At 73.9% G+C, this 18821-nt stretch carries 16 protein-coding genes and 1 other RNA gene; 8 read left to right on the forward strand and 9 right to left on the reverse strand.

Features of this window, described 5'->3' with window-relative positions; translation table 11 throughout:
- On the forward strand, positions 1–1356 hold the full coding sequence (locus tag AB0P06_RS22610; protein ID WP_363610026.1) for a DUF3987 domain-containing protein: 1356 nt from the start codon (positions 1–3) through the stop codon (positions 1354–1356).
- 80 nt (positions 1357–1436) lie between these two features.
- On the opposite strand, the gene AB0P06_RS22615 is transcribed toward AB0P06_RS22610, so the two are convergent.
- The gene (locus AB0P06_RS22615) at positions 1437–2159 is read right to left on the reverse strand and encodes a GntR family transcriptional regulator (protein WP_363610029.1); all 723 of its coding nucleotides are present in this window, start codon (positions 2157–2159) and stop codon (positions 1437–1439) included.
- Between the two features lie 155 nt (positions 2160–2314).
- On the opposite strand from AB0P06_RS22615, the gene AB0P06_RS22620 reads away from it, so the two are divergent.
- Together AB0P06_RS22620 and AB0P06_RS22625 are read left to right on the forward strand one after the other, a co-directional pair.
- Complete coding sequence (locus tag AB0P06_RS22620; RefSeq protein ID WP_363610031.1) at positions 2315–2542, forward strand: hypothetical protein; 228 nt, start codon at positions 2315–2317, stop codon at positions 2540–2542.
- A 238-nt stretch (positions 2543–2780) separates the two neighbouring features.
- Positions 2781–4271 carry a CYTH domain-containing protein gene (locus tag AB0P06_RS22625; protein ID WP_363610033.1) on the forward strand — a complete coding sequence of 497 codons (1491 nt, stop codon included), beginning with the start codon at positions 2781–2783 and terminating at the stop codon, positions 4269–4271.
- Between the two features lie 157 nt (positions 4272–4428).
- Here AB0P06_RS22625 and rnpB read toward each other — a convergent pair.
- The 5 genes from rnpB to AB0P06_RS22650 all read right to left on the reverse strand — a co-directional run bounded on the left by rnpB (position 4429) and on the right by AB0P06_RS22650 (position 8735).
- An RNA gene (rnpB, locus tag AB0P06_RS22630) (RNase P RNA component class A) lies at positions 4429–4829 on the reverse strand.
- 13 nt (positions 4830–4842) lie between these two features.
- Positions 4843–6348, reverse strand: a complete 1506-nt coding sequence (locus AB0P06_RS22635) for an MFS transporter (RefSeq protein ID WP_363610107.1) — start codon at positions 6346–6348, stop codon at positions 4843–4845.
- A 37-nt stretch (positions 6349–6385) separates the two neighbouring features.
- Positions 6386–7900: an RNB domain-containing ribonuclease gene (locus AB0P06_RS22640; protein ID WP_363610035.1), complete on the reverse strand. Its 1515-nt coding sequence runs from the start codon at positions 7898–7900 to the stop codon at positions 6386–6388.
- A gap of 92 nt (positions 7901–7992) precedes the next feature.
- The gene (locus AB0P06_RS22645; protein WP_363610037.1) at positions 7993–8388 is read right to left on the reverse strand and encodes a Fic family protein; all 396 of its coding nucleotides are present in this window, start codon (positions 8386–8388) and stop codon (positions 7993–7995) included.
- Positions 8385–8735 carry a hypothetical protein gene (locus AB0P06_RS22650; RefSeq protein ID WP_363610039.1) on the reverse strand — a complete coding sequence of 117 codons (351 nt, stop codon included), beginning with the start codon at positions 8733–8735 and terminating at the stop codon, positions 8385–8387. Before AB0P06_RS22650 ends, AB0P06_RS22645 begins: the two co-directional genes overlap by 4 nt.
- A 142-nt stretch (positions 8736–8877) precedes the next feature.
- Between AB0P06_RS22650 and AB0P06_RS22655 the strand changes: the two genes are divergently transcribed.
- Both AB0P06_RS22655 and yaaA read left to right on the forward strand, forming a co-directional pair.
- A complete protein-coding gene (locus AB0P06_RS22655) occupies positions 8878–9327 on the forward strand; it encodes a DUF3995 domain-containing protein (RefSeq protein WP_363610041.1) in 450 nt (149 codons plus the stop codon).
- Positions 9328–9433: 106 nt separating this feature from the next.
- On the forward strand, positions 9434–10231 hold the full coding sequence (gene yaaA, locus AB0P06_RS22660; protein WP_363610043.1) for a peroxide stress protein YaaA: 798 nt from the start codon (positions 9434–9436) through the stop codon (positions 10229–10231).
- A gap of 42 nt (positions 10232–10273) precedes the next feature.
- Here yaaA and AB0P06_RS22665 read toward each other — a convergent pair whose 3' ends face one another.
- Genes AB0P06_RS22665 through AB0P06_RS22675 form a run of 3 tightly spaced genes read right to left on the reverse strand, consistent with a single transcriptional unit; the run spans position 10274 to position 13054 of the window.
- Positions 10274–11446: a bifunctional RNase H/acid phosphatase gene (locus AB0P06_RS22665; RefSeq protein WP_363610045.1), complete on the reverse strand. Its 1173-nt coding sequence runs from the start codon at positions 11444–11446 to the stop codon at positions 10274–10276.
- A gap of 4 nt (positions 11447–11450) precedes the next feature.
- A complete protein-coding gene (locus tag AB0P06_RS22670; RefSeq protein WP_363610047.1) occupies positions 11451–12194 on the reverse strand; it encodes a C4-type zinc ribbon domain-containing protein in 744 nt (247 codons plus the stop codon).
- A 23-nt stretch (positions 12195–12217) separates the two neighbouring features.
- Complete coding sequence (locus tag AB0P06_RS22675) at positions 12218–13054, reverse strand: Nif3-like dinuclear metal center hexameric protein (RefSeq protein WP_363610048.1); 837 nt, start codon at positions 13052–13054, stop codon at positions 12218–12220.
- A 478-nt stretch (positions 13055–13532) separates the two neighbouring features.
- Between AB0P06_RS22675 and lanL the strand changes: the two genes are divergently transcribed.
- The 3 genes from lanL to AB0P06_RS22690 all read left to right on the forward strand — a co-directional run bounded on the left by lanL (position 13533) and on the right by AB0P06_RS22690 (position 18797).
- On the forward strand, positions 13533–16502 hold the full coding sequence (lanL, locus tag AB0P06_RS22680) for a class IV lanthionine synthetase LanL (protein WP_363610050.1): 2970 nt from the start codon (positions 13533–13535) through the stop codon (positions 16500–16502).
- The gene (locus AB0P06_RS22685) at positions 16499–18514 is read left to right on the forward strand and encodes an alpha/beta fold hydrolase (RefSeq protein ID WP_363610052.1); all 2016 of its coding nucleotides are present in this window, start codon (positions 16499–16501) and stop codon (positions 18512–18514) included. Before lanL ends, AB0P06_RS22685 begins: the two co-directional genes overlap by 4 nt.
- Positions 18515–18653: 139 nt before the next feature.
- Positions 18654–18797, forward strand: coding sequence for a VenA family class IV lanthipeptide (locus tag AB0P06_RS22690; protein WP_153882823.1), 144 nt, complete (start codon positions 18654–18656; stop codon positions 18795–18797).
- The last annotated feature ends 24 nt before the right edge of the window (positions 18798–18821 follow it).

Genomic DNA, 18821 nt, shown 5'->3' on the forward strand with positions numbered 1-18821 from the left:
TTGAGCACCATCGCCCTGTACGGGCCCATCGGCCGGGCCGTCGAGAAGGTCAGCCCGTACGTCGAGTGCGATCCGGTCGGCATCTACGTAGCGGCCCTCTCGTTCTGGAGTGCTGCCATCGGCCAGACGGTGAAGGTGTCCAGCCGGGGCAATGCCCGTCCGGCCCTGGTCTGGAGTGCGTTGGTCGGTGGCACGGGCAAGGGGAAGGGCACGGCTCTGCGGGCCGCCCAGCACATCATGAAACCTGCCCTTGGCCGCTTCCTGGAGACTCACACCACGTCCGGGATCACTTCCGGTGCGAGCCTGGTGAATTACCTTGCCGAACAGGTGGAGGCCACGGAGAAGACGGAGGCCGGACGCGACGTCCGGGCCCTGGTGGTGGAGGAAGAGTGGTCGGAGGTCCTGCGACGTGTGCGGCGCGATGCCAGCTTCACCGCCAAGCTCCGAAGCGCTTGGGACGGGGCCCCCATCCGGAACACCACGAAGGCCGAGGCCCAAAGCGTGGACGATCCGGCGGTCGTATTCCATGCTCACATAACGCCTTCGGATTGGTCCAAGTACATCGGGGCTACGGAAGCGGCCGGAGGCAGCTACAACCGCATCATGCCCTTCACGCTGGGGGCCGTGCCGATGCTGGACGACGACGAGGCCACCCTGCCTGAGGTGAACGGGTGGGATCTGACTCAGGCCTACTACTGGGCGGCCGGGGACAGCCACGTGATCAGCCTCGGAGAGGACGCCCGGCCGCTGTGGAAGGTCATCCGCCGGTACGCCCGGATCATCTCGGAGAACCTTCCCGAGGCACAGGCCGTGTACGTCGAGCGGACGGCCGAACAAACCATCCGGGTGGCGGCCTGCCTGGCCGCCTCTGAGCGGCTGGAGGTGATCGACCCCGCCTGTCTGGCCGCCGCCTTCTCCCTGGTGCGCTACAGCGTCCGCTGCGCGGTCAACATCACCGGTGGCACGGCGGCGACTGCCAAGCCCACCCGCCGGGTGCCGACACTGGCGGAGAAGGTCCGAGCCCGGATCGAGATGCACGGGGGCAAGGCGAAGTCCTCCGAACTGCTGCCGTACGTGGGTGCCTCCGCCGATGAGGTCAAGGCACTGCCCGGAGTGAAGGTCACCCTGGACCGCTCCGGCCTCGGTCGCCCGTCCACGGTCTACACCCTCACAGAGGAGGAGGCCGGTCACGCTCCGAACAGCCGGCCGCAGACTCAGCGTGACGAACGCCCGGCCACCGTGGTCCGCATGGACACCTACCGCCCAGCCAAGACCACGCCCCCGGTTCCCGTGTCCGCTCCCACTCCCCGCCCTGAGCCGGTCGTGACCGGGAACCCGTTCCTGGCGCTGCTCTGAACGCTCGAAACAAAGCAAACCGCCCCGGCCAACTCGGCCGGGGCGGTTCTTTCGTTCGGTAGTGATCCGAGGCCAGCTACTCAGGTGCCGTACTCGTAGCCGATCGTGACTCGTGTTGGCACGACCCAGAGGCCGAACTCGATCACGCCCTCATCATCAGACCAGCGGTGAACCCCTCCCAGCACCGGCGATCCCACGCGGAGCCCCAACGCCGATGCCTCCCGGGCATCACACTCCCGGGCGTGCACGTCGTCCCGGGCATGCGTGATCGTCCGGCCGGATGCCTCAAGCACCTTCGCGGCGAGCCCTGCATTCTTGCTGGGCGCGGTCGAGAGCAAGTCGGGCACCAACGCAGCGAAGTGCGCCGGATACCAGACCACCGCCAGCATGGTGCGGGTCTTGCCACGCCCGGCGACGTACTCACGTCGTACAAGCTGGTCGCCGGGGTCGAGACTGAAGATGTCCTGCACGTACAGGGGCGGAACAACCAACTCGGCCGCCGTGACCCGGCTGGTCTCGCCTTCCGTCAGGCTGGACCTCAGCCGCTGGACCATCGACAGCCGATCCCGTCCCGTCGCGGTTGCCGTCGCTTCGTCCGCCACGAAGGTTCCGCGGGGGCTGGTCCTGATGAGTCCTTCAACCAGCAGCTGGTTCAAGGCCCTACTGACGGTTGCTGTCGCCACGTTCCACCGCTGGCACATCTCCCTGTTCGTGGGGAGCTTCTCACCGGACACAAGTTCGCCTGTGAGGATCGCCTGCCGGTAGTGGTCAGCGATCGCGGTGAACGTCTTTGGGCTGGCCATGCGCTACTCCTCGGTCGAGGTGATAGTCACTCAGGAACACACTAGTGCACCGACATTCGACCCGAAAGCACTTCCCCAAGCTCTACCTTCTGCCCTAGGACACGAAGCTTGTGCTCTAGGGAGCTGTAGTGGCGGTTCGCAAGAGGTCTCACGCGGTGATCTATCAGCCGAAGACCGGCGAGGTCGTTAGGGACCGCGCCAATCTCGGTTGCGAGGGCGTCTGCATGGAGACGAGGGGAGGTCTGGTCTACCTCCGCCCCCGTCGAGGCGGCATCGAGTGGACCACCTTGCCCGGCGAGGTCGAGCAGGTTGAGCCGACGCCGGAGCTGCTTCCCGTCTACGGCCCCGCCCGTACGAGGGCCCAGAAGGGGCTCGCCTCGTGAGGCCCACACGCGCGGTCGTCATCGGCCGTGCTCTTCGCTCTCTGGTCACGGAACCACGCAACACCCTTGCGTGGATGTGGGGCGTGTACCTCCAGTTCACCTGGCCCGTGACGATGTTCAGCTCGTCTCGGCGCCAGCTCGCACGGCGCTACCGGCTACGGCGGAAGCTCGACGCCGCCCGAGCACGGGACTCCAAGTAAGCGATCCAGCAAACCAACTCGAATTCTGGGGTGGACAGTTGAACGGATCGAAGTTCGCCACCGAGTCGAAGACGGATGCCGGCTACCTCGACGTGGCCGCGAACGCGCATGGGGAGGAGAAGGGCTTTCTGGCCTACCAAGCCCTCCAGCGGGTTCGGAGCGACCGCCCGAAGGCGGTCGAGATCGGGCCGGGTGGCGGCTCGGCGGTCATCTTCCTTGCTTCGCAGCTCGCTACCGGCGGCAGCACGCATCGAGGTGTGGACCTCACGCTTGTCGAGGTTCCCGGCGTCGTTTCGGCCTCGCTCAACGAGGCGATGACCGAGTTCCAGAAGGTCGGCACGGTCGAACTCGTCAGCGGGTTCGCCCAGGACATCGGGACGCTGCTGCCGGAGCCCGTCGACGTGATCAGCGCGTCCGCGCTGCTGCACGAGGTCTACAGCTACGGCGGCGGCTACAACGGGCTCCACTCGATGATCCGCACCATCCCGACCGTGCTCCGGCCGGGCGGCCTCTTCGCTTACCGCGACGTGTACGCCGTCGACGGTACGTCGCTGCATGAACGCTCGGTGCAGACCTTCGCCGCCAGGTCTTGGATTCAGTTCCTCCGCATGTTCTTGCCGCAGTACCTCCGGGAGGGAACGCACCCGTACCACGGCGCCCACGACGAGGTGGTCACCCGCCAGGACTCCCGCATCGTCCCCGTCGGTGAGCTCGCGACCGGAACGGCCGCGTTCGTCTCCGCGCCGGTCGGGATCTTCCGCGAGGTCCAGCGGCACTACATCACCTTCCGGGACCACATCTGGCGGTCCGGGGCCCTCGGCTTCGTGCCGTTCCTCGATGGGCAGATGGCGGCGGACTGGATCGACGCCCGGACGGGGCACAAGCGGGTTCACTACCGCCTGACGGACGCCGAGTGGCTGCCCGAGTCGCAGAAGCGCATGATGCACGCGCTGAGCGAGCGCTACGGCGATCACTTCACGGTCGACGGGGACATCTTCGACGAGTGCACGGACATCGCGCTCTCGCAGTTCCTCGCCACGGTGACGGAAGCGCCCGTGACCGAGGAGGACACCTACTACAGCAGGCTGGACGTCGACTACCTGGAGACTGTCGAGTGCCTGCGGGTTCGGCGGCGGGGCGACTTCGCTGAGATCACCTACAAGCCCGCTTCCAACGGCACCACGCACCGCGAGGACGACATGGTGTCCAAGGTCGAGACTAACGCGATCCTCGCCGGGGCCGCTCAGGCGATCAGCGCCGAACGGCTTCTTCTCAACATCGGTATGCGGGAACTGGTCCGGGTGGTGAAGACCCGCGTCACCCACCGCCACCCGGAGATCCCCGGTGTCTCCGTCAGCATCGACACCGTGGCTGGGGCGGGTGTCTTCGTGGAGACGGAGGTGATCCGGGCCACCCCGGACGGCGCCGCTGAGCTGGTCGAGGAGATCGAGAAGGCCCTGGGCATCGTCGGCCACCCGACGGTTTCACTCCCCTATCGTGACCTGGTTCTCAGGCAGACGGAGCGGTAATCCGGTCGCGACCACCGCCACACCATCGCCACAGAGCGCCAAGAAACGGCCCCGAACGGGCAGAACCACCCTGGATTGACAACCCGGGGTGGCTCAAAGCCTGAGGCCCCCTGACCTGCTGTTTTGCAGGTCGGGGGGCCTCACTCAAGCTAGGCGGCGGACGAGTCGGCCTTATACGCCGGGTTCTGTCTCCCGGGTTGCTTGCGCGGCCCGGGGAGGCGGCCATCCATCTAGGGCTGCCGTTGCCGACAGCCTCGTGCGGTCTACCCGCGGACTCGGGCGAGCAGCCCTCGGACATCCGCGCACGGCGCCCGAGGGCACCGATCTTGACCTTGCTCCAGGTGGGGTTTACCTAGCCGGCCGAGTCACCTCGGTCGCTGGTGGTCTCTTACACCACCGTTTCACCCTTACCCGCCGCCGAGGCGGTGGGCGGTCTGTTTTCTGTGGCACTGTCCCGCGGGTCACCCCGGGTGGGCGTTACCCACCACCCTGCTCTGTGGAGCCCGGACGTTCCTCGGCGAGCCCCTGAGGACCCGTCGCGACCGCCCGGCCGGCTCGTCCGCCGTAGTGGTCATGGTAGCCGCTCGGACGAGGCCTCCCGCACCCCGGGGCCGGGCGCGGGCGGTTCGGCGCCGAAGCAGGCGGCCACCCGGGCGGCGGTGCCGGTGGCCCAGGCGGTGGTGGTGACCAGGCCCAGGACGAGGATCGCGACGCCCAGCGCCGCCACGATCCACCAGCCGGCGTGGCTGGCCGGGGCGAAGCCGGTGGTGAACGGGCCGACCACGGCCGAGGTGACCACGGTGCCGATCACCGCGACGCCCAGCGACTGGCCGACCTGCCGGCTGGTGGAGGCGACCGCCGCGGCCACGCCCGCCTGGGCGCGCGGCATGCCGGAGACGGCGGCGTTGGTGATCGGCGCGTTGACCATGCCGAAGCCGAAGCCGAACAGCGCGTACGCGACCAGCAGCAGGGCCGGCGGGGAGTCGGCGGCGAGCCGGGTGAGCAGGATGCCGCTGGCGGTGAGCCCGAGGCCAGCCGCGACCAGCGGGCCGCGCGGGCCCCGGCCCCCGACGATCCGGCCCGACAGCGGCGCGCAGACCAGCATCATCCCGGCCATCGGCAGCGTCCAGAGCCCGGCCTCGACCGGGCTGTAGTGGCGGACGTCCTGGAGGTAGAGGGTGTTGAGGAAGAGAAAGCCGCCGAGCGCGGAGAAGGCGCAGACGGCCGTCACGGTGGCACCGGTGAACGGCGCGCTGCGGAAGAACCTCGGGTCCACCAGCGGTTCGGCGACCCGCCGTTCCCAGAGCGGGAAGGCGATCAGCGCCGCGACGGCGGCGGCGGCGAGTCCGAGGATCAGCGGGGACGTCCAGCCGTGCCCGGGGCCCTCGATGATCGCGGCGGTGCCGCAGCCGAGCAGCACCACCATCAGCAGCTGCCCGCCCGGGTCCAGCCGCCGGGGCCTGGGGGCGCGCGACTCGGGGACGTAGCGGGCGGTCAGCAGACAGGCGGCCAGACCGATCGGGATGTTGATCAGGAAGATCGACGGCCAGCCCGCGCCGTCCACCAGGAAGCCGCCGAGCAGCGGGCCGAGCGCCATGGAGATGCCGACCACGCCGCCCCAGACGCCGATCGCCCGGGCCCGTTCGGCCGGCTCGGTGAAGGTGTTGGTGATGATCGACATCGCCACCGGGTTGAGCATCGAGCCGCCGACCGCCTGCACCGCGCGGAACACCACCAGCCACTCCAGGCTGGGCGCCAGGCTGCAGAGCAGCGAGCCGAGCACGAAGAGCAGCAACCCGGTCTGGAACACCCGGCGGCGGCCGAACCGGTCGGCGACCGAGCCGAACAGCATCAGCAGCGAGGCCAGCACCAGGGTGTAGGCGTCGATGATCCACTGCAGGCCGGAGGCCGGGGCGTCCAGGTCCTTCTGGATCGCCGGGAGCGCGATGTTCACCACCGTGTTGTCGAGCCCGACGATGAACAGGCTCAGACAGCAGATCGCGAGGATCAGCAGCCTGCGGCGCCGACCGAGCGCGGTGAACTCCGTGCCCGAAGGGGTCGGCGTACGGGAGGGGATCGGATGGGCCACGGGTCGATCCTCCCACCCGGACGGGTCAGACGGCGGCGAAGCGGACCGTCCGGGTGGCGGGATCGGCCACCGTGAGCCGGACCCGGATCAGGCCGCCGAGCGGCAGACCGGCCCGGCCGGGACCGCCGTCGCGGCCGTCCCCGTCACCGTCCCCGTCACCGTCCCCAGCGCCGTCCCCAGCAGCGTCGCAGCGGGCCCGGACGGCGGGCTCGCGCAGCTGGACGGTGCCGTACCCCGGCCGTTCCCCGTCCACGTCGACGACCACGGCGGTGAAGTCCTCGCCCTCCCGCCCGGCCAGCAGTTCCGCCTCCACCAGGTCCACGCAGGCCCGCTCGACCTCGGCGGAGCGGCGGTCCCCGCCGGCCATCAGCACGGGGACGGCGGGCAGCGCCTCGCGGGCCCAGCCGGGGACTTCGTCGCCGGCGGCGACGGCCGCGCAGACCTCCTGGGCGAAGCGGTCGCCGAGGCGGCGCAGCGGCGCGGTGCAGTGCGCGTACGGGGCGGCGAGCGCGGCATGGGCCGGGTCGGCGGGGGCGGGCAGGCCCCGGGCCTCGTCGAAGGCGCGGTAGCCGGCGCCGCGCAGCAGTCCGGTGCACTCGTTGAGGAAGGCGGCGTGCAGCGGGAGGTCCGGATCGAGGGAGCGGATCAGGTCGGGGTACGGGAGGGTGTCCGGCCAGTCGATGTCGAGCGCGCGGGCGACCAGGCGCAGCCGCTGGTACGCGGTGGCGGGGGCGGCGGGCAGGGTACGCAGCAGGCCGACGCCGGCGTCCAGCATGAGGTCGGCCGCGGCCAGGCCGGTGAGCAGGGAGATCTGGGCGTTCCAGCCCTCGGCGGGGGTGGGCGCGCGGTAGCCGAGGAGGTAGCCGCGCGGGGTCTCCTCGATCTCCTGTTCGGGGACGGGCAGGCTGATCCCGCCGCGGGCGCGTTCCCGCTCCTCGCGCAGTCGGCCGACGGCGGCGAGCAGCGCGAGCTGTTCGTCGGCGCCGCCGGCGTCCAGGGCGCGCTGGACGCCGGCGTAGTCGAGCCGGCGGCGGGAGCGGACCAGGGCGCGGCGCAGGTCGGCGAGGACGAGGGCGCCGTCGGCGTCCAGGTCGAGCTGCCAGAGCAGGGCCGGGCGGGTCTCCCCCGGCAGCAGGCTGGCGGCGTCCTCGGAGAGCCGGGCGGGGTGCAGCGGGACGGGGTGGTCGGGGAAGTAGAGGGTCTGGACGCGGCGGCGCGCCTCGGTGTCGATCGCCCCGCCGGGGCGGACGAAGGCGGCGACGTCGGCGATCGCGTAGTGCACCCGGTAGCCGCCGCCGGGCCGGTGGGCGAGGTGCATCGCCTGGTCGAGGTCGCGGGAGCCGGGCGGGTCGACGGTGAACAGCGAGAGTTCGGTGGCGTCGTCCTCGGGCCGCCGCGGTGCGTCGGCCGCCTCCTCCGCCTCGGCCAGTACCGCTTCGGGCCACTCGGTGTGGATCTCCAGGCGGGCGCGCAGCTCGGCCAGTTCGGCGTTGATCCGGGCGGAGTCGGCGGCCTTGACGCGCAGTTTTCGGCGTGGCATGCAGGCAGCGTAGGGCGAATCGGGTGATTCCCGGCGGAACCGGACGCGGGGCGCGCCGGTCCCGCCGGGGTACCCGGCCGGCCGGCCCCCGGTCAGCGGCCGAGCAGCGCGCGGAGGTCCTTGGCGGCGAGGGCCACGGCGTCGTCGTAGCCCCCGGTGGCCAGGCGCAGCATGAAGGCGACGGCGGCGTCGGGGTGCGGGTCGGTGTAGGGCTCGGCGTTGTAGTCGAGGAAGAGCAGCATGGCCTCGAAGGCGGTGCGCTTGTTCCGGTCGATCAGCGGGTGGTTGCGGGCGAGGCTCTGGCCGAGGGCGGCGGCCTTGGTCCAGAGGTCGGGGTAGGCGTCGCCCCCGAAGAGGCTCGCCTGCGGCCGGCCGAGGGCCGCGAGCAGGGCGCCGAGGTCGCGGATGTTCCGCGGGCCGCCGGCGAGGTAGCTGACGTCCTCCAGGTCGAGGTACTCGACCCGGCGCGTCCCGTCCTGGGCGGTCACAGGTCCGCGAGCCTCTCCAGTGTCTCGGCGTTGGCCTCGCGGATGCGGTTCACCAGGGCGGCCCGGCGCTCCTCCCGGCCGGGCCGGGCCGGCTCGGTGAGGGACGGCTCGGTGAGGGACGGCGGCACCTCCGACTGACGGACCTCGAGGACCAGCTCGGCGCGGTCCGCCCCCGGCGCCTCGGTGACCCTGATCCGCCCGGCCATCACGGCCTGCGCCGCCGCACGCAGCGCGAACTCCAGGGCCTGCCGGGTCTGCGGTGGCAGGTCGGCGGGCAGGCGGACGGCCAGGGACTCCTCCACCGCGTCGTCGTCGCCGGGGACCAGGTCCAGGGGGTGCAGGGTCATCTCGTCACGCTCCTTCTCCGCCCCACGGTAGAGGGGTGACAGCCGTGCGGCCCAGTGAATCAGCCGGCGAAGGGCTTCGGGGAGGAGGGCGTAAGTGCTCGTAGGGTGGCCGGAGGAACAATGATCACAGGGGGTTCGGCCGATGGACGCGGTTCGGGTGACGGGTACGGCGGTGGCCGGGGCGCTGGCGGCGACGGGGGCGCTGCACGCGCTGTGGGCGGTGACGCCGTGGCCGCTGCGGACGCCGGAGGAGTTCGCGGAGACGATGGTCGGGGCGGGCGAGGGGGCGCCGTCGGCGGCGGCCTGCCTCGCGGTGGCCGGCGCGCTCGGAACGGCCGCCTGCCTGGTGGGCGCGGAGGCCGGGGTGCTGCCGGCCGCGGGGCCGCGGTGGGTGCGCCGGGCGGGCGTCCGGGCGGTGGCCGGGGTGCTGCTGGCGCGCGGCGCGGCCGGGCCGCTGGTGTTCGGCGGGCTGACCGAGCGCACCGAGCGGTTCAGGCGGCTGAACGTCCGCTACTACTCGCCGCTCTGCCTGGCACTCGGGGCCGGGGCGGCCGTGGTCGCGGCGGCGGGCCGGGGGCCGGGCCCCAGGTGAGGTGCCGTGCCGGGCCGGCTTTTGCGTAGGGTGGCGGGGTTGTCCACCGCAAACCGTTGATCCAGCGCGAGCCGTTGATCCACCGCAAACCGTTGAGGAGTCCGCTGTGCTGGTGCTGTTGCCGCCCTCGGAGGGCAAGGCCGCGTCCGGGGGCGGGGTGCCGGTGGCGCTCGACCGGCTCTCGCTGCCCGGGCTGACGGCGGCGCGCGCGCAGGTGCTGGACGCCCTGGTCGGGCTCTGCCGGGGCGACCAGGACACCGCCGCCGAGGTGCTCGGGCTGAGCCCGGGCCTGCGCGGCGAGCTCGCGCGCAACGCGGGCCTGCCGACGGCGGGCGCGCTGCCGGCCGGCGAGGTGTACACCGGGGTGCTCTTCGACAACCTCGGCCTGGCCACGCTGGACGAGGCCGCGTACGACCGGGCCGAACGTTCGCTGCTGGTGTTCTCCGGCCTCTGGGGAGCGGTGCGGATCGGCGACCGGATCCCGCCCTACCGCTGCTCGATGGGTGTGAAACTCCCCGGACCGGGGGCGCTCGGGGCGTACTGGCGGAGCGCGATGGCGTCCGTGCTGCCGGAGGTGACGGACGGGCTGGTCCTGGATCTGCGCAGTTCCGCGTACGCGGCGGCGTGGAAGCCGGCCGGCGAGGTGGCCTCCCGGACGGCGACCGTGCGGGTGCTGCACGAGCGCGAGGTCGCGGGGGTGCTGAAGCGCTCGGTGGTGAGCCACTTCAACAAGGCCACCAAGGGCCGGCTGGTGCGCGACCTGCTGGTCGCGGGCGCCGAGCCGAAGACGCCCGGCGAGCTGGTGGACGCGCTGGCGGAGCTGGGCCACCGGGTGGAGGTCGCGGCCGAGGGCACCGCCCGCAAGCCGTGGCAGCTGGACGTGGTGGTCACCGAGGTGCACTGAGGCGCCGGGGAGGCGGGGCGGGCGCCCCGCCTCCCCGGGCGGTCAGCGCAGGTGGCCGGTGTCGTTGAGCAGCCGCACCGAGGCGTTGCCGTCCGCGTAGTACTGGACGGCGCAGAGCGAGGCGGCCGACAGCTCCATCCGGTAGAGCGAGTCCGGCGGGGCGCCGAGCGCCAGCCGGACCAGCGTCTTGATCGGGCTGACGTGCGAGACCACCAGCACCGTCTTGCCGGGGTGGCGGGCGAGGATCTTGTCGCGGGCGACCCCGGCCCGGTGGGTGAGGGTGGTGAAGCTCTCGGCGCTGCCGGTCGGCTTGGCCTTGGTGGAGCGCAGCCAGGCGTTGAGGTCGTCCGGGTAGCGCTGCTGCACCTCGGCGAAGGTCAGGCCCTCCCAGTCGCCGAAGTCGACCTCGCGCAGCCCTTCCTCGTACCGGACCTCCAGGCCCAGCCGGGCCGCGACGGTCTCGGCGGTCTCCCGGGTGCGGCGCATCGGGGAGCTGACCACGGCCTGGACGCTGCCGCGCGCGGCCAGCGCCTCGGCGGCCCGCTCGGCCTGCCAGCGGCCCTTCTCGGAGAGCTCCGGGTCGCTGCCGCCGCTGCCGGAGAACCGCTTCTCCGGGGTGAGGGCCGTCTCGCCGTGGCGGAGCAGGACGAAGGTGGTCGGGGTGCCGAGGTCGGCGGAGGCCGCCCAGCCCACCTTGGGCGCGGCGGTCTCCAGCGGCGGCTCCTCGGCGACGGCGACGGCGGTGGTGGTGGTGGCACCCGCGGCAACGGCCCCGGCCGCCTTCGGCTCCCACTGCCGGCCGGCCCGGCCCGCGTCCATCGCCTCGTTGGCCAGCCGGTCGGCGTCCTTGTTCCGCTCGCGCGGGATCCAGGTGTACTTGACCTGGCCGCGCGGCAGGACGGTGCGCGCCTCGGCGGCGAGCGGCTGCATGTCGGGGTGCTTGATCTTCCAGCGGCCGGACATCTGCTCGACGACCAGCTTGGAGTCCATCCGGACGTCCACCGAGGCGTCCGGGTCGAGCTCCCTGGCCGCCCTGAGACCGGCGATCAGGCCCTTGTACTCGGCGACGTTGTTGGTGGCGTGGCCGATGAACTCGGCGGCCTCGGCGATGATCTGGCCGGTGTCACCGTCCCGGACCACCGCGCCGTAGCCGGCCGGCCCCGGGTTGCCCCGGGAACCGCCGTCCGCCTCGACGATGAACCTGCGCCCCGCCACCGGATCAGATGCCCGAGTCGGGGGTGCGCACCAGGATGCGGCCGCAGTTGTCGCAGCGGACCACCGCGTCCTTGGGCTCGGCCTTGATGGCGTTCAGGTCGGAGACGGCGAACTCGACCCGGCAGCCCTCGCAGCGGCGCTGGTAGAGGCGGGCCGCCCCGACGCCGCCCTGCTGCTCGCGCAGGCGGGTGTAGAGCTTGAGCAGGTCGGCCGGGACGACGGCGGCGACGGCCTCGCGGTCGCGCCTGACCTTCTCCGCCTCGGCGTCGATCTCGGCGAACGCGGCGTCGCGGCGGCCCTCGGCCTCGGTGAGGACGATGGTCGAGTGCTCCAGCCGCGCGCCCAGCTCGGTCACCCGGGTCTGCGCGGACTCCAGGCGCTCCATGATCTCCAGGACGACCTCTTCCAGGTCGCCCTGGCGCTTGGCGAGCGAGCCGATCTCGTGCTGGAGGTTCTCCAGGTCCTTCGGCGAGGTGATCGCGCCGGAGTCCAGCCGCTGCTGGTTGCGGGCGGACCGGGCGCGGACCTGCTCGACGTCCTGCTCGGCCTTGGTCAGCTCACGGGCGGTGTCGCCCTGCTGGGCCTGGGCGGCGACCACCAGGTCCTTGAGCGCGGTGTGGTCGGCGGTGGCCTTCTCGATCTCGGCGTGCTCGGGCAGGCTGCGACGCCGGTGGGCCAGCTGGTCGAGCTTCGAGTCGATGGCCTGGAGGTCGAGCAGGCGGATCTGGTCGGCGGGCGCGGCGTTCAAGCGGAGAGCTCCTGTGAATCGGGTCAGGCGGTGAAGGACATGGGGGCGTGCGCGGTCCACGGGTCGGTGACCCGGTGGGAGACCTTGGTCTCCACGGCCCAGCCGGACGCGTCGGCGGCCCGGTGCAGAGCCCGCTCGGCCAGGGTGAGCCAGGGCCACTCGGTGGCCCAGTGCGCGGCGTCGACCAGCGCGACCGGCGACGCCTCGGCGGCCTCGGAGGCCGGGTGGTGGCGCAGGTCGGCGGTGAGGTAGGCGTCCACGCCGGCCGCCCGCACCTCGGCGAAGAAGCTGTCGCCCGAGCCGCCGCACACCGCGACCCGGCCGACCAGCCGGTCCGGGTCGCCGGAGATCCGGACGCCGGCGGCGGTGGCCGGCAGGCCGGCGGCGACCTGCGCGGCGAAGGCGGAGAGGGTGAGCGGGGGCTCCAGCAGGCCGATCCGCCCGGTACCGCGACGGCCCAGCGGGTCGGTCGGGTCCGGGATCAGCGGGCCGGTGACCCGCACTCCGACGGCCTCGGCGAGCGCGTCCGAGACGCCCGGGTCGGCGTGGTCGGCGTTGGTGTGCGCGACGTGCAGGGCGATCCCGTGCCGGATCAGGGTGTGCACGACCCGGCCCTTGAAGGTGGTGGCGGCGACGCTCGTGGTGCCGCGCAGATAGAGGGGGTGGTGGGTGACCACCAGGTCGGCACCCCACTCGACGGCCTCGTCGACGACCGTCTGCACGGGGTCGACGGCGAACAGCACGCGACGGACCTCGGCCTGAGGGTCTCCGCAGACCAGGCCGACGGCGTCCCAGGACTCCGCCCACTGCGGCGGGTAGACCTCTTCGAGCGCGGTGATGACGTCGGACAGTTTCGGCACCTGTCGAGACTACCGTGCGCGCGGGGGCGGTCGGGCCGCCGGCCGGGCCGCGGCCCGCTGTGCGGCGGGGGCGCGGCGGACGCCCGGGTGCGCGTCAACCTGCGGTTCGAGGTGTTCGGACGGCGCCCCGGGGGCGCCGCGCGCCGGGGTGCCGGGCGGGCGCTGCTCACACCGGCCCGTTCGCACATATTCGAAACCCGTTCCAGATCACCCTTACGAGTGAAGTGACCGCCTTCGCGTTGAGCCTCCCCCGTCTCGAAAGTAACTTCAGTTCTGCGAACGGGAGTTGCCCCGACCCGGGGGGTCGGGACGGCGCTCCGCCGAAGAGCGGGTCCAGGTGTGACCGGGCCCGGGGCGGACGCGGCCGGGGCGGCGCTCCCGTACTTCCGAGAAACCGATCAGGCCGTGGCCGTGCGCCCGGGTGCCGGAGCAGTGGGCACCGGCGGGCGGCGGCCGAGACGAAGGGGTGTGAATGCGGATGGGGGCGGGCACATCGCTGCGTACGGCCGGGGACAGGGGATCGGCGGGCCACGGGCCGGATGCGGCCGGCCCGTGGCCGGAGGTCGCGCGGACGGCGCTGGCCGGCGCCGGGGGCCGGGGAGGCGGCGACTGGGACGTCACCGTCGAGGGCTTCTGGTGCACGGCCAGGCCGACCGCGGGAGGCGTCCCGGAAGAGCCCGCAGGACAGGGCTGGAAGCTGCACGTCAGCGCGGCGTCCGAGGTCGGCGGCGCGGTGCTGGCGGCCGTCGCCGGAGTGCTGGCCGGCGACCCGTGCACCTTCAAGTTCGCCGCCGGTCCGGAGCGGCTGCACGAGCTCAACTCCCGTAACAGCGACCGGGGATCTGCGGGCAAGTTCATCACCGTCTACCCCCGGGACGACGAGCAGTTCCGGCGGCTCGCCGCCGCGCTGCACCGGGCGACGGCCGGCCGGCCCGGCCCGGTGGTGCTCTCCGACCGGCCGTACCGGCCCGGCAGCCGGGTCCACTACCGGTACGGCGCCTTCGCGGCCCGCGCCGAGCTGGGCAACGACGGCGCGTACCGGTCGATCCTGCACGGACCCGCCGGGGAGCGGGTCGAGGACGTGCGCGGCGCCTCGTACCGCTGCCCGCCGTGGGCGCGCGACCCGCTGGCGGGCGGCCCTCCGGACGGCGGCGGTGAGCGCGGGCCGGCCACCGGTACGCCGAAGCCGGCCGCCGCGAAGCGGGCCGGCGGGGTGCTGCTCGCCGGACGGTACGCGCTCACCGCCGCCGTCCGGCACGGCGCCAAGGGCGGCGTCTTCCTCGGACGGGACGCGGGCGGCGGCGCGGAGGTCGTGGTCAAGCAGGCCCGCGCGCACATCGAGGTCGACCGCTCCGGCACCGACGCCAGGACGGCACTGCGCCACGAGGCCGCGATGCTGGCCCGGCTGGACGGGCAGGGGCTGGCGCCGCGCCCGGTCGAACTGATCGAGCAGGACGACTCGCTGTTCCTGGTGCAGGAACGAATCGCCGGGCAGCCGCTGGGCGCCTGGGTCGCCGCACGGCTGCGGCGCGACGGCAGCCCGGACGTGGACTGGGCCGAGGCCGGACCGCTCGCCCACGCCCTGCTCGACCTGGTCGAGCGGGTGCACGCCCAGGGGCTGGTGCTGCGCGACCTCTCCCCCGGCAACGTGCTGGTCCGGCCCGACGGCTCGCTGCGGCTGGTGGACCTGGAGCTGGCCGCCGAGGCCGGCACCCGGGCCGGTTCGGCCGGCACCCCCGGCTACCGCGCACCCGAACAGGGGCCTGGGCGGCTCGCCCTGGTGACCGACGGCAGCCGCAGGGCCGAGCCGGCCGCCGATCTGTACGCGCTCGGCGGGCTGTTCTTCCTGCTCGCCACCGGTCACGATCCACTGCTCCCCGAGGACCTGCCGCACGCCCGCCCGGTCGCCGACCGCCTGGGCCGCTGGCTCGCCCTCGCCGCCCGGGCCGGCGGCACCGCCCGGCGGCTCGCCCCGGTCGTCCTCGGGCTCCGGGCGCGGGAGCCGGAGCGGCGCTGGAGCCTCGACGAGGCACGGGCGGCGCTCGCGGCCGGGCCCGAGCCCACCAGCGGACCCATGGACGGACCCGCGCGGACCGAGACGACCGCCCGGGAGCGCGACGCGGCCGTCGTCGACCGGGTGCTGCACGACGGGCTGCGGCATCTCGCCGTGAGCGCCACACCCGAGCGGCCGGACCGGCTCTGGCCCGTCGTGCCGGCCGGGCAGCGGTCGGACCCGTGCAATGTGCAGCACGGCGCCGCCGGGGTGCTCGCCCTGCTCGCCCGGGCGGCGCTCGCCGACGGGCTGCCGGACGGGATACGCGCGGAGGCCCGGCGGACGGCGCGGACCGCCGCCGAGTGGATCGAGCGCCGGTGCGCCGCCGAGCCGGTCGTCCTGCCCGGGCTGCACTTCGGCCGCTCCGGCGTCGCCTGGGCACTGCTCGACGCCGCCGGGGCCCTGGCCGACCGCCCGCTCGCCGAGCGCGCCACCGCCCTGGCCCGCCGGATCCCGGTGACCTGGCCCAACCCGGACGTCTGCCACGGCGCGGCCGGCTCCGGCCTCCTCCAGCTCCGCCTCTCCGCGGCACCCTTGCCCGAGGGCGCCGACGGGAACGACGACGCCGGTGCGAACGACGACGGCCGGGAGTTCCTGGACCGGGCCGCCCGCTGCGGGCACGCGCTGCTCGCCGCCGCCCGGCGCGAGCCGTACGGCACGGTCTGGCCGGTGCCGCGCGACTTCGACTCGGCGCTGGCCGGGATCACCCACCTCGGATTCGCCCACGGGGTCGCCGGGATCGGCGCCTTCCTGCTCGCCGCCGCCGAGGCCACCGGCGACGCGGCGCTGCTCGCCGGCGCCGCCGAGGCCGGGCGCACCCTCGCGGCCACCGCCCGCCGGGGCGACGGCGACAACGGCGACGGCGCACCGTGGACCGCCTGGTGGCCGCAGAGCGCGGGCGACCCGGAGCACGTCCGGCTGGCGCACTGGTGCAGCGGCTCCTCCGGCGCCGGCAGCTTCCTGATCCGGCTCTGGCAGGCCACCGGCGACGCCACCGCGTACGAACTCGCCCTCGCCGCCGGGCGGGCGGTGCTGGCCGGGCGCTGGCACAGCGGTGTCAGCGCCTGCCACGGGCTGGCCGGCGGCGGCGAGTACCTGCTCGACCTGGCCGAGGCCACCGGTGAGGCGGAATTCCGCTCCGGGGCCGAGGAGTTGGCGCAGCTGATCGCCGCCAGGTCGGCCCTGCGGGACGGACTGCTGGTGCTGCCGGACGAGACCGGTACCGGCTGCGCCACCGCGTACGGCACGGGCACGGCGGGCGCGCTCGCCTTCCTGCTGCGGCTGCGGCACGGCGGCCCCCGGCTCTGGGTGGACCCGGTGCCGCCCGCCGCGGCCCGCCACCCCCGGACGACCGGCCGCACCCGGCCGGGCCCGAACGAGACGAGTGCGGCATGAACGTGGCCACCCGTTCCGCGACGCAGGCCCTGCGTCGCCTCAGCTTCACCTTCGCGGCCGGCGGCAGCCACGCGGCCTGTCTGGCCTCCGCCGCCGACGGCGGCTGGTACGCGGAGAGCTGGCACCTGCCGCCGGTCGGGCCCGCCCTGCCGACCCCGCTGCCGCTGCCCGGGAACCGGTCCGAGAGCCTGCGCTCGCAGCTGATCGCGCTGCCGGACGGCTCGGTGCTGGTCTGCCGGCACGACGGCGAACGGCACGACCTGGTGCAGCTCCGGGCCTCCGTGGACGGCCGTGAACCAGCCACCATGGAAAGGCAGTTGGCCTCCATCCGGATGCCCGGACTGCGGCTGCTGCCGATCCCGGCGGCCCCGGGCGACCCCCGTCCGCCGAACGCCGCCCGCGCGCCGGTCGCGCTCGTCCTGGGCACCGACACCCGGCCTGCCACCACCGTGTGGCTGGTGCGCGCCGACGGCAGCGAGCCCCAACAGCTCGCCGAGATCCCCGGGTTGCACGGCGGCGGCGTCTGGCTCGACCACACCGGGGCCCTGCTGGCGCTCGACCGGGTCAGCGCCGGAACCGTCCGCACCGTGGTACTGGATCTGCGCAACGGCACGGTCAGCCCGCTGCTGGAGATCGGCGAGCGCAGCAACGACCGGCTGGTGCTGTTCGACCCGGACAGCCGCTTCGCGATGGTGCGCAGCGACGCGCCCGGCACCGACCGGCTCGGCTGGGGCGTGCTGGGCGGGGACGCACCGCTGCGGTTCCCGGACCGGCTGCACATGGCGGGCATGTTCCTGCGGCCGGTCGCCCTGCGGCCCGCGCCGGACGGGGCCCGGGTGGTCGTCCAGATCGACCACGGCGCCGGCTCGGCGCTCGCCCTGTGGCAGCCCGCCGCCGGGCGGCTGGACCCGCTGCCGGTGCCGCCCGGCCGGCTCGGCGCGGTCGGGCACTGGTCGGCGGCGGGACTGCGGCTGCCGTACTCGTCGCCCGACCACCCGGCCGCGCTGGCCACCCTGGACGTGGACGCGCTGCTGCGGCACGGCCCGCCCACCGCCGTGTCCGGACCGGTGCCGCTGCCCCTGCAACTGGCGCCGCTCGGCTCGGGGCTGCCCGGTCCGTGGCGGGACACCATCCTGCCCTGGCAGCCCGGCGCACCGCGCGTCTCCCGGACGCCGCTGCCCGGCTGGCGGCTGGACGGCAGCACCCCGCCGTGCGACGGCGGCCGCTGGCAGCCCGCGCAGAGCCTCGAACTCGCCGGACCGGCCGGGCCGATGGAGGCCGTGGTGTACGGCGGCGACGGCTGGCTGAGCAGCCCGCACCTGGTGCTCGCACTGCACGGCGGCCCGGCGGACGCCTGGCGGCTGGAGTTCGATCCGGCACTGCAGCGGATGGCGGCCGAGGGCCTGGCCGTGGTGGCGCCCAACCAGCGCGGCTCCACCGGTTACGGGGTGGCGCACGCGATGGCCATCCGGGGCGCCTGGGGCGGTCCCGACCTCGACGACATCCTGTACCTGCTGGAGGGCATCGCCGGTCAGCGCGCCGCGCTGGGCCTGGAACCGCCGGCCCTGTTCGGCGTCAGCTACGGCGCGTTCCTGGCCCTGCTGGCGGCCGCGCACGCGCCCGCCGATCAGGTCGCGCGCTGCGCGGTGGTCGCACCGTTCCTGTCCGGCGGCCGGCTGCTGGCCGAAGCGGCGCCCCCCGTCAGGGCGTTGACGACCCGGCTGGGCGGCGGCGAGCCGATCGAGGACGCCCGCGGACCACGGGACGTGCTCCAGCTCGCGCACCGGCTGAGCGCACCGCTGCTGGTGGTGCACGGGGACCGGGACGAGGTCGTCCCGGTGAGCCAGTCCCGTTCGCTGCGGCACGAGCTGCTGCGGATCGGACGCACCGAGGGCGCCGACTTCCGGTACGTGGAGGCGGCCGGCGCCGGGCACGAGGTGCTGGCCGAGGAGGGCGCGGCCGTGCTCCACGAACTGCTGGCCGCCTTCCTGCGGACCGGCCGGCCGGGGTAACCACCCGGCCCCACAGACTCCCGGGCCTTGCGGCCCGGGGACGGACCCCGGCGCGGCGGACCGAGCCGCCCGGGGAGCAACACCCGACGCCCGCAGAGCAGATCGCGGCGGGCGGAAGTACCAGGGGAGGAACCCGATCATGGAGAACATGGTGGACTTCGAGACCGACCTCGCGGCGCTCCAGGAGCTGCCGGAGACCGAGTCCGTCGAGCTGACCGGCCACGGCGGCGGCTGCCAGTACACCTGTCTCATCCTGACCTGCCTGATCTTCACGATCAGCTAGTCACGCGGCACCCGCGGGCGCCGT

The organism is Kitasatospora sp. NPDC088351, from assembly GCF_040685575.1.
Taxonomy (GTDB): Bacteria; Actinomycetota; Actinomycetes; order Streptomycetales; family Streptomycetaceae; genus Kitasatospora.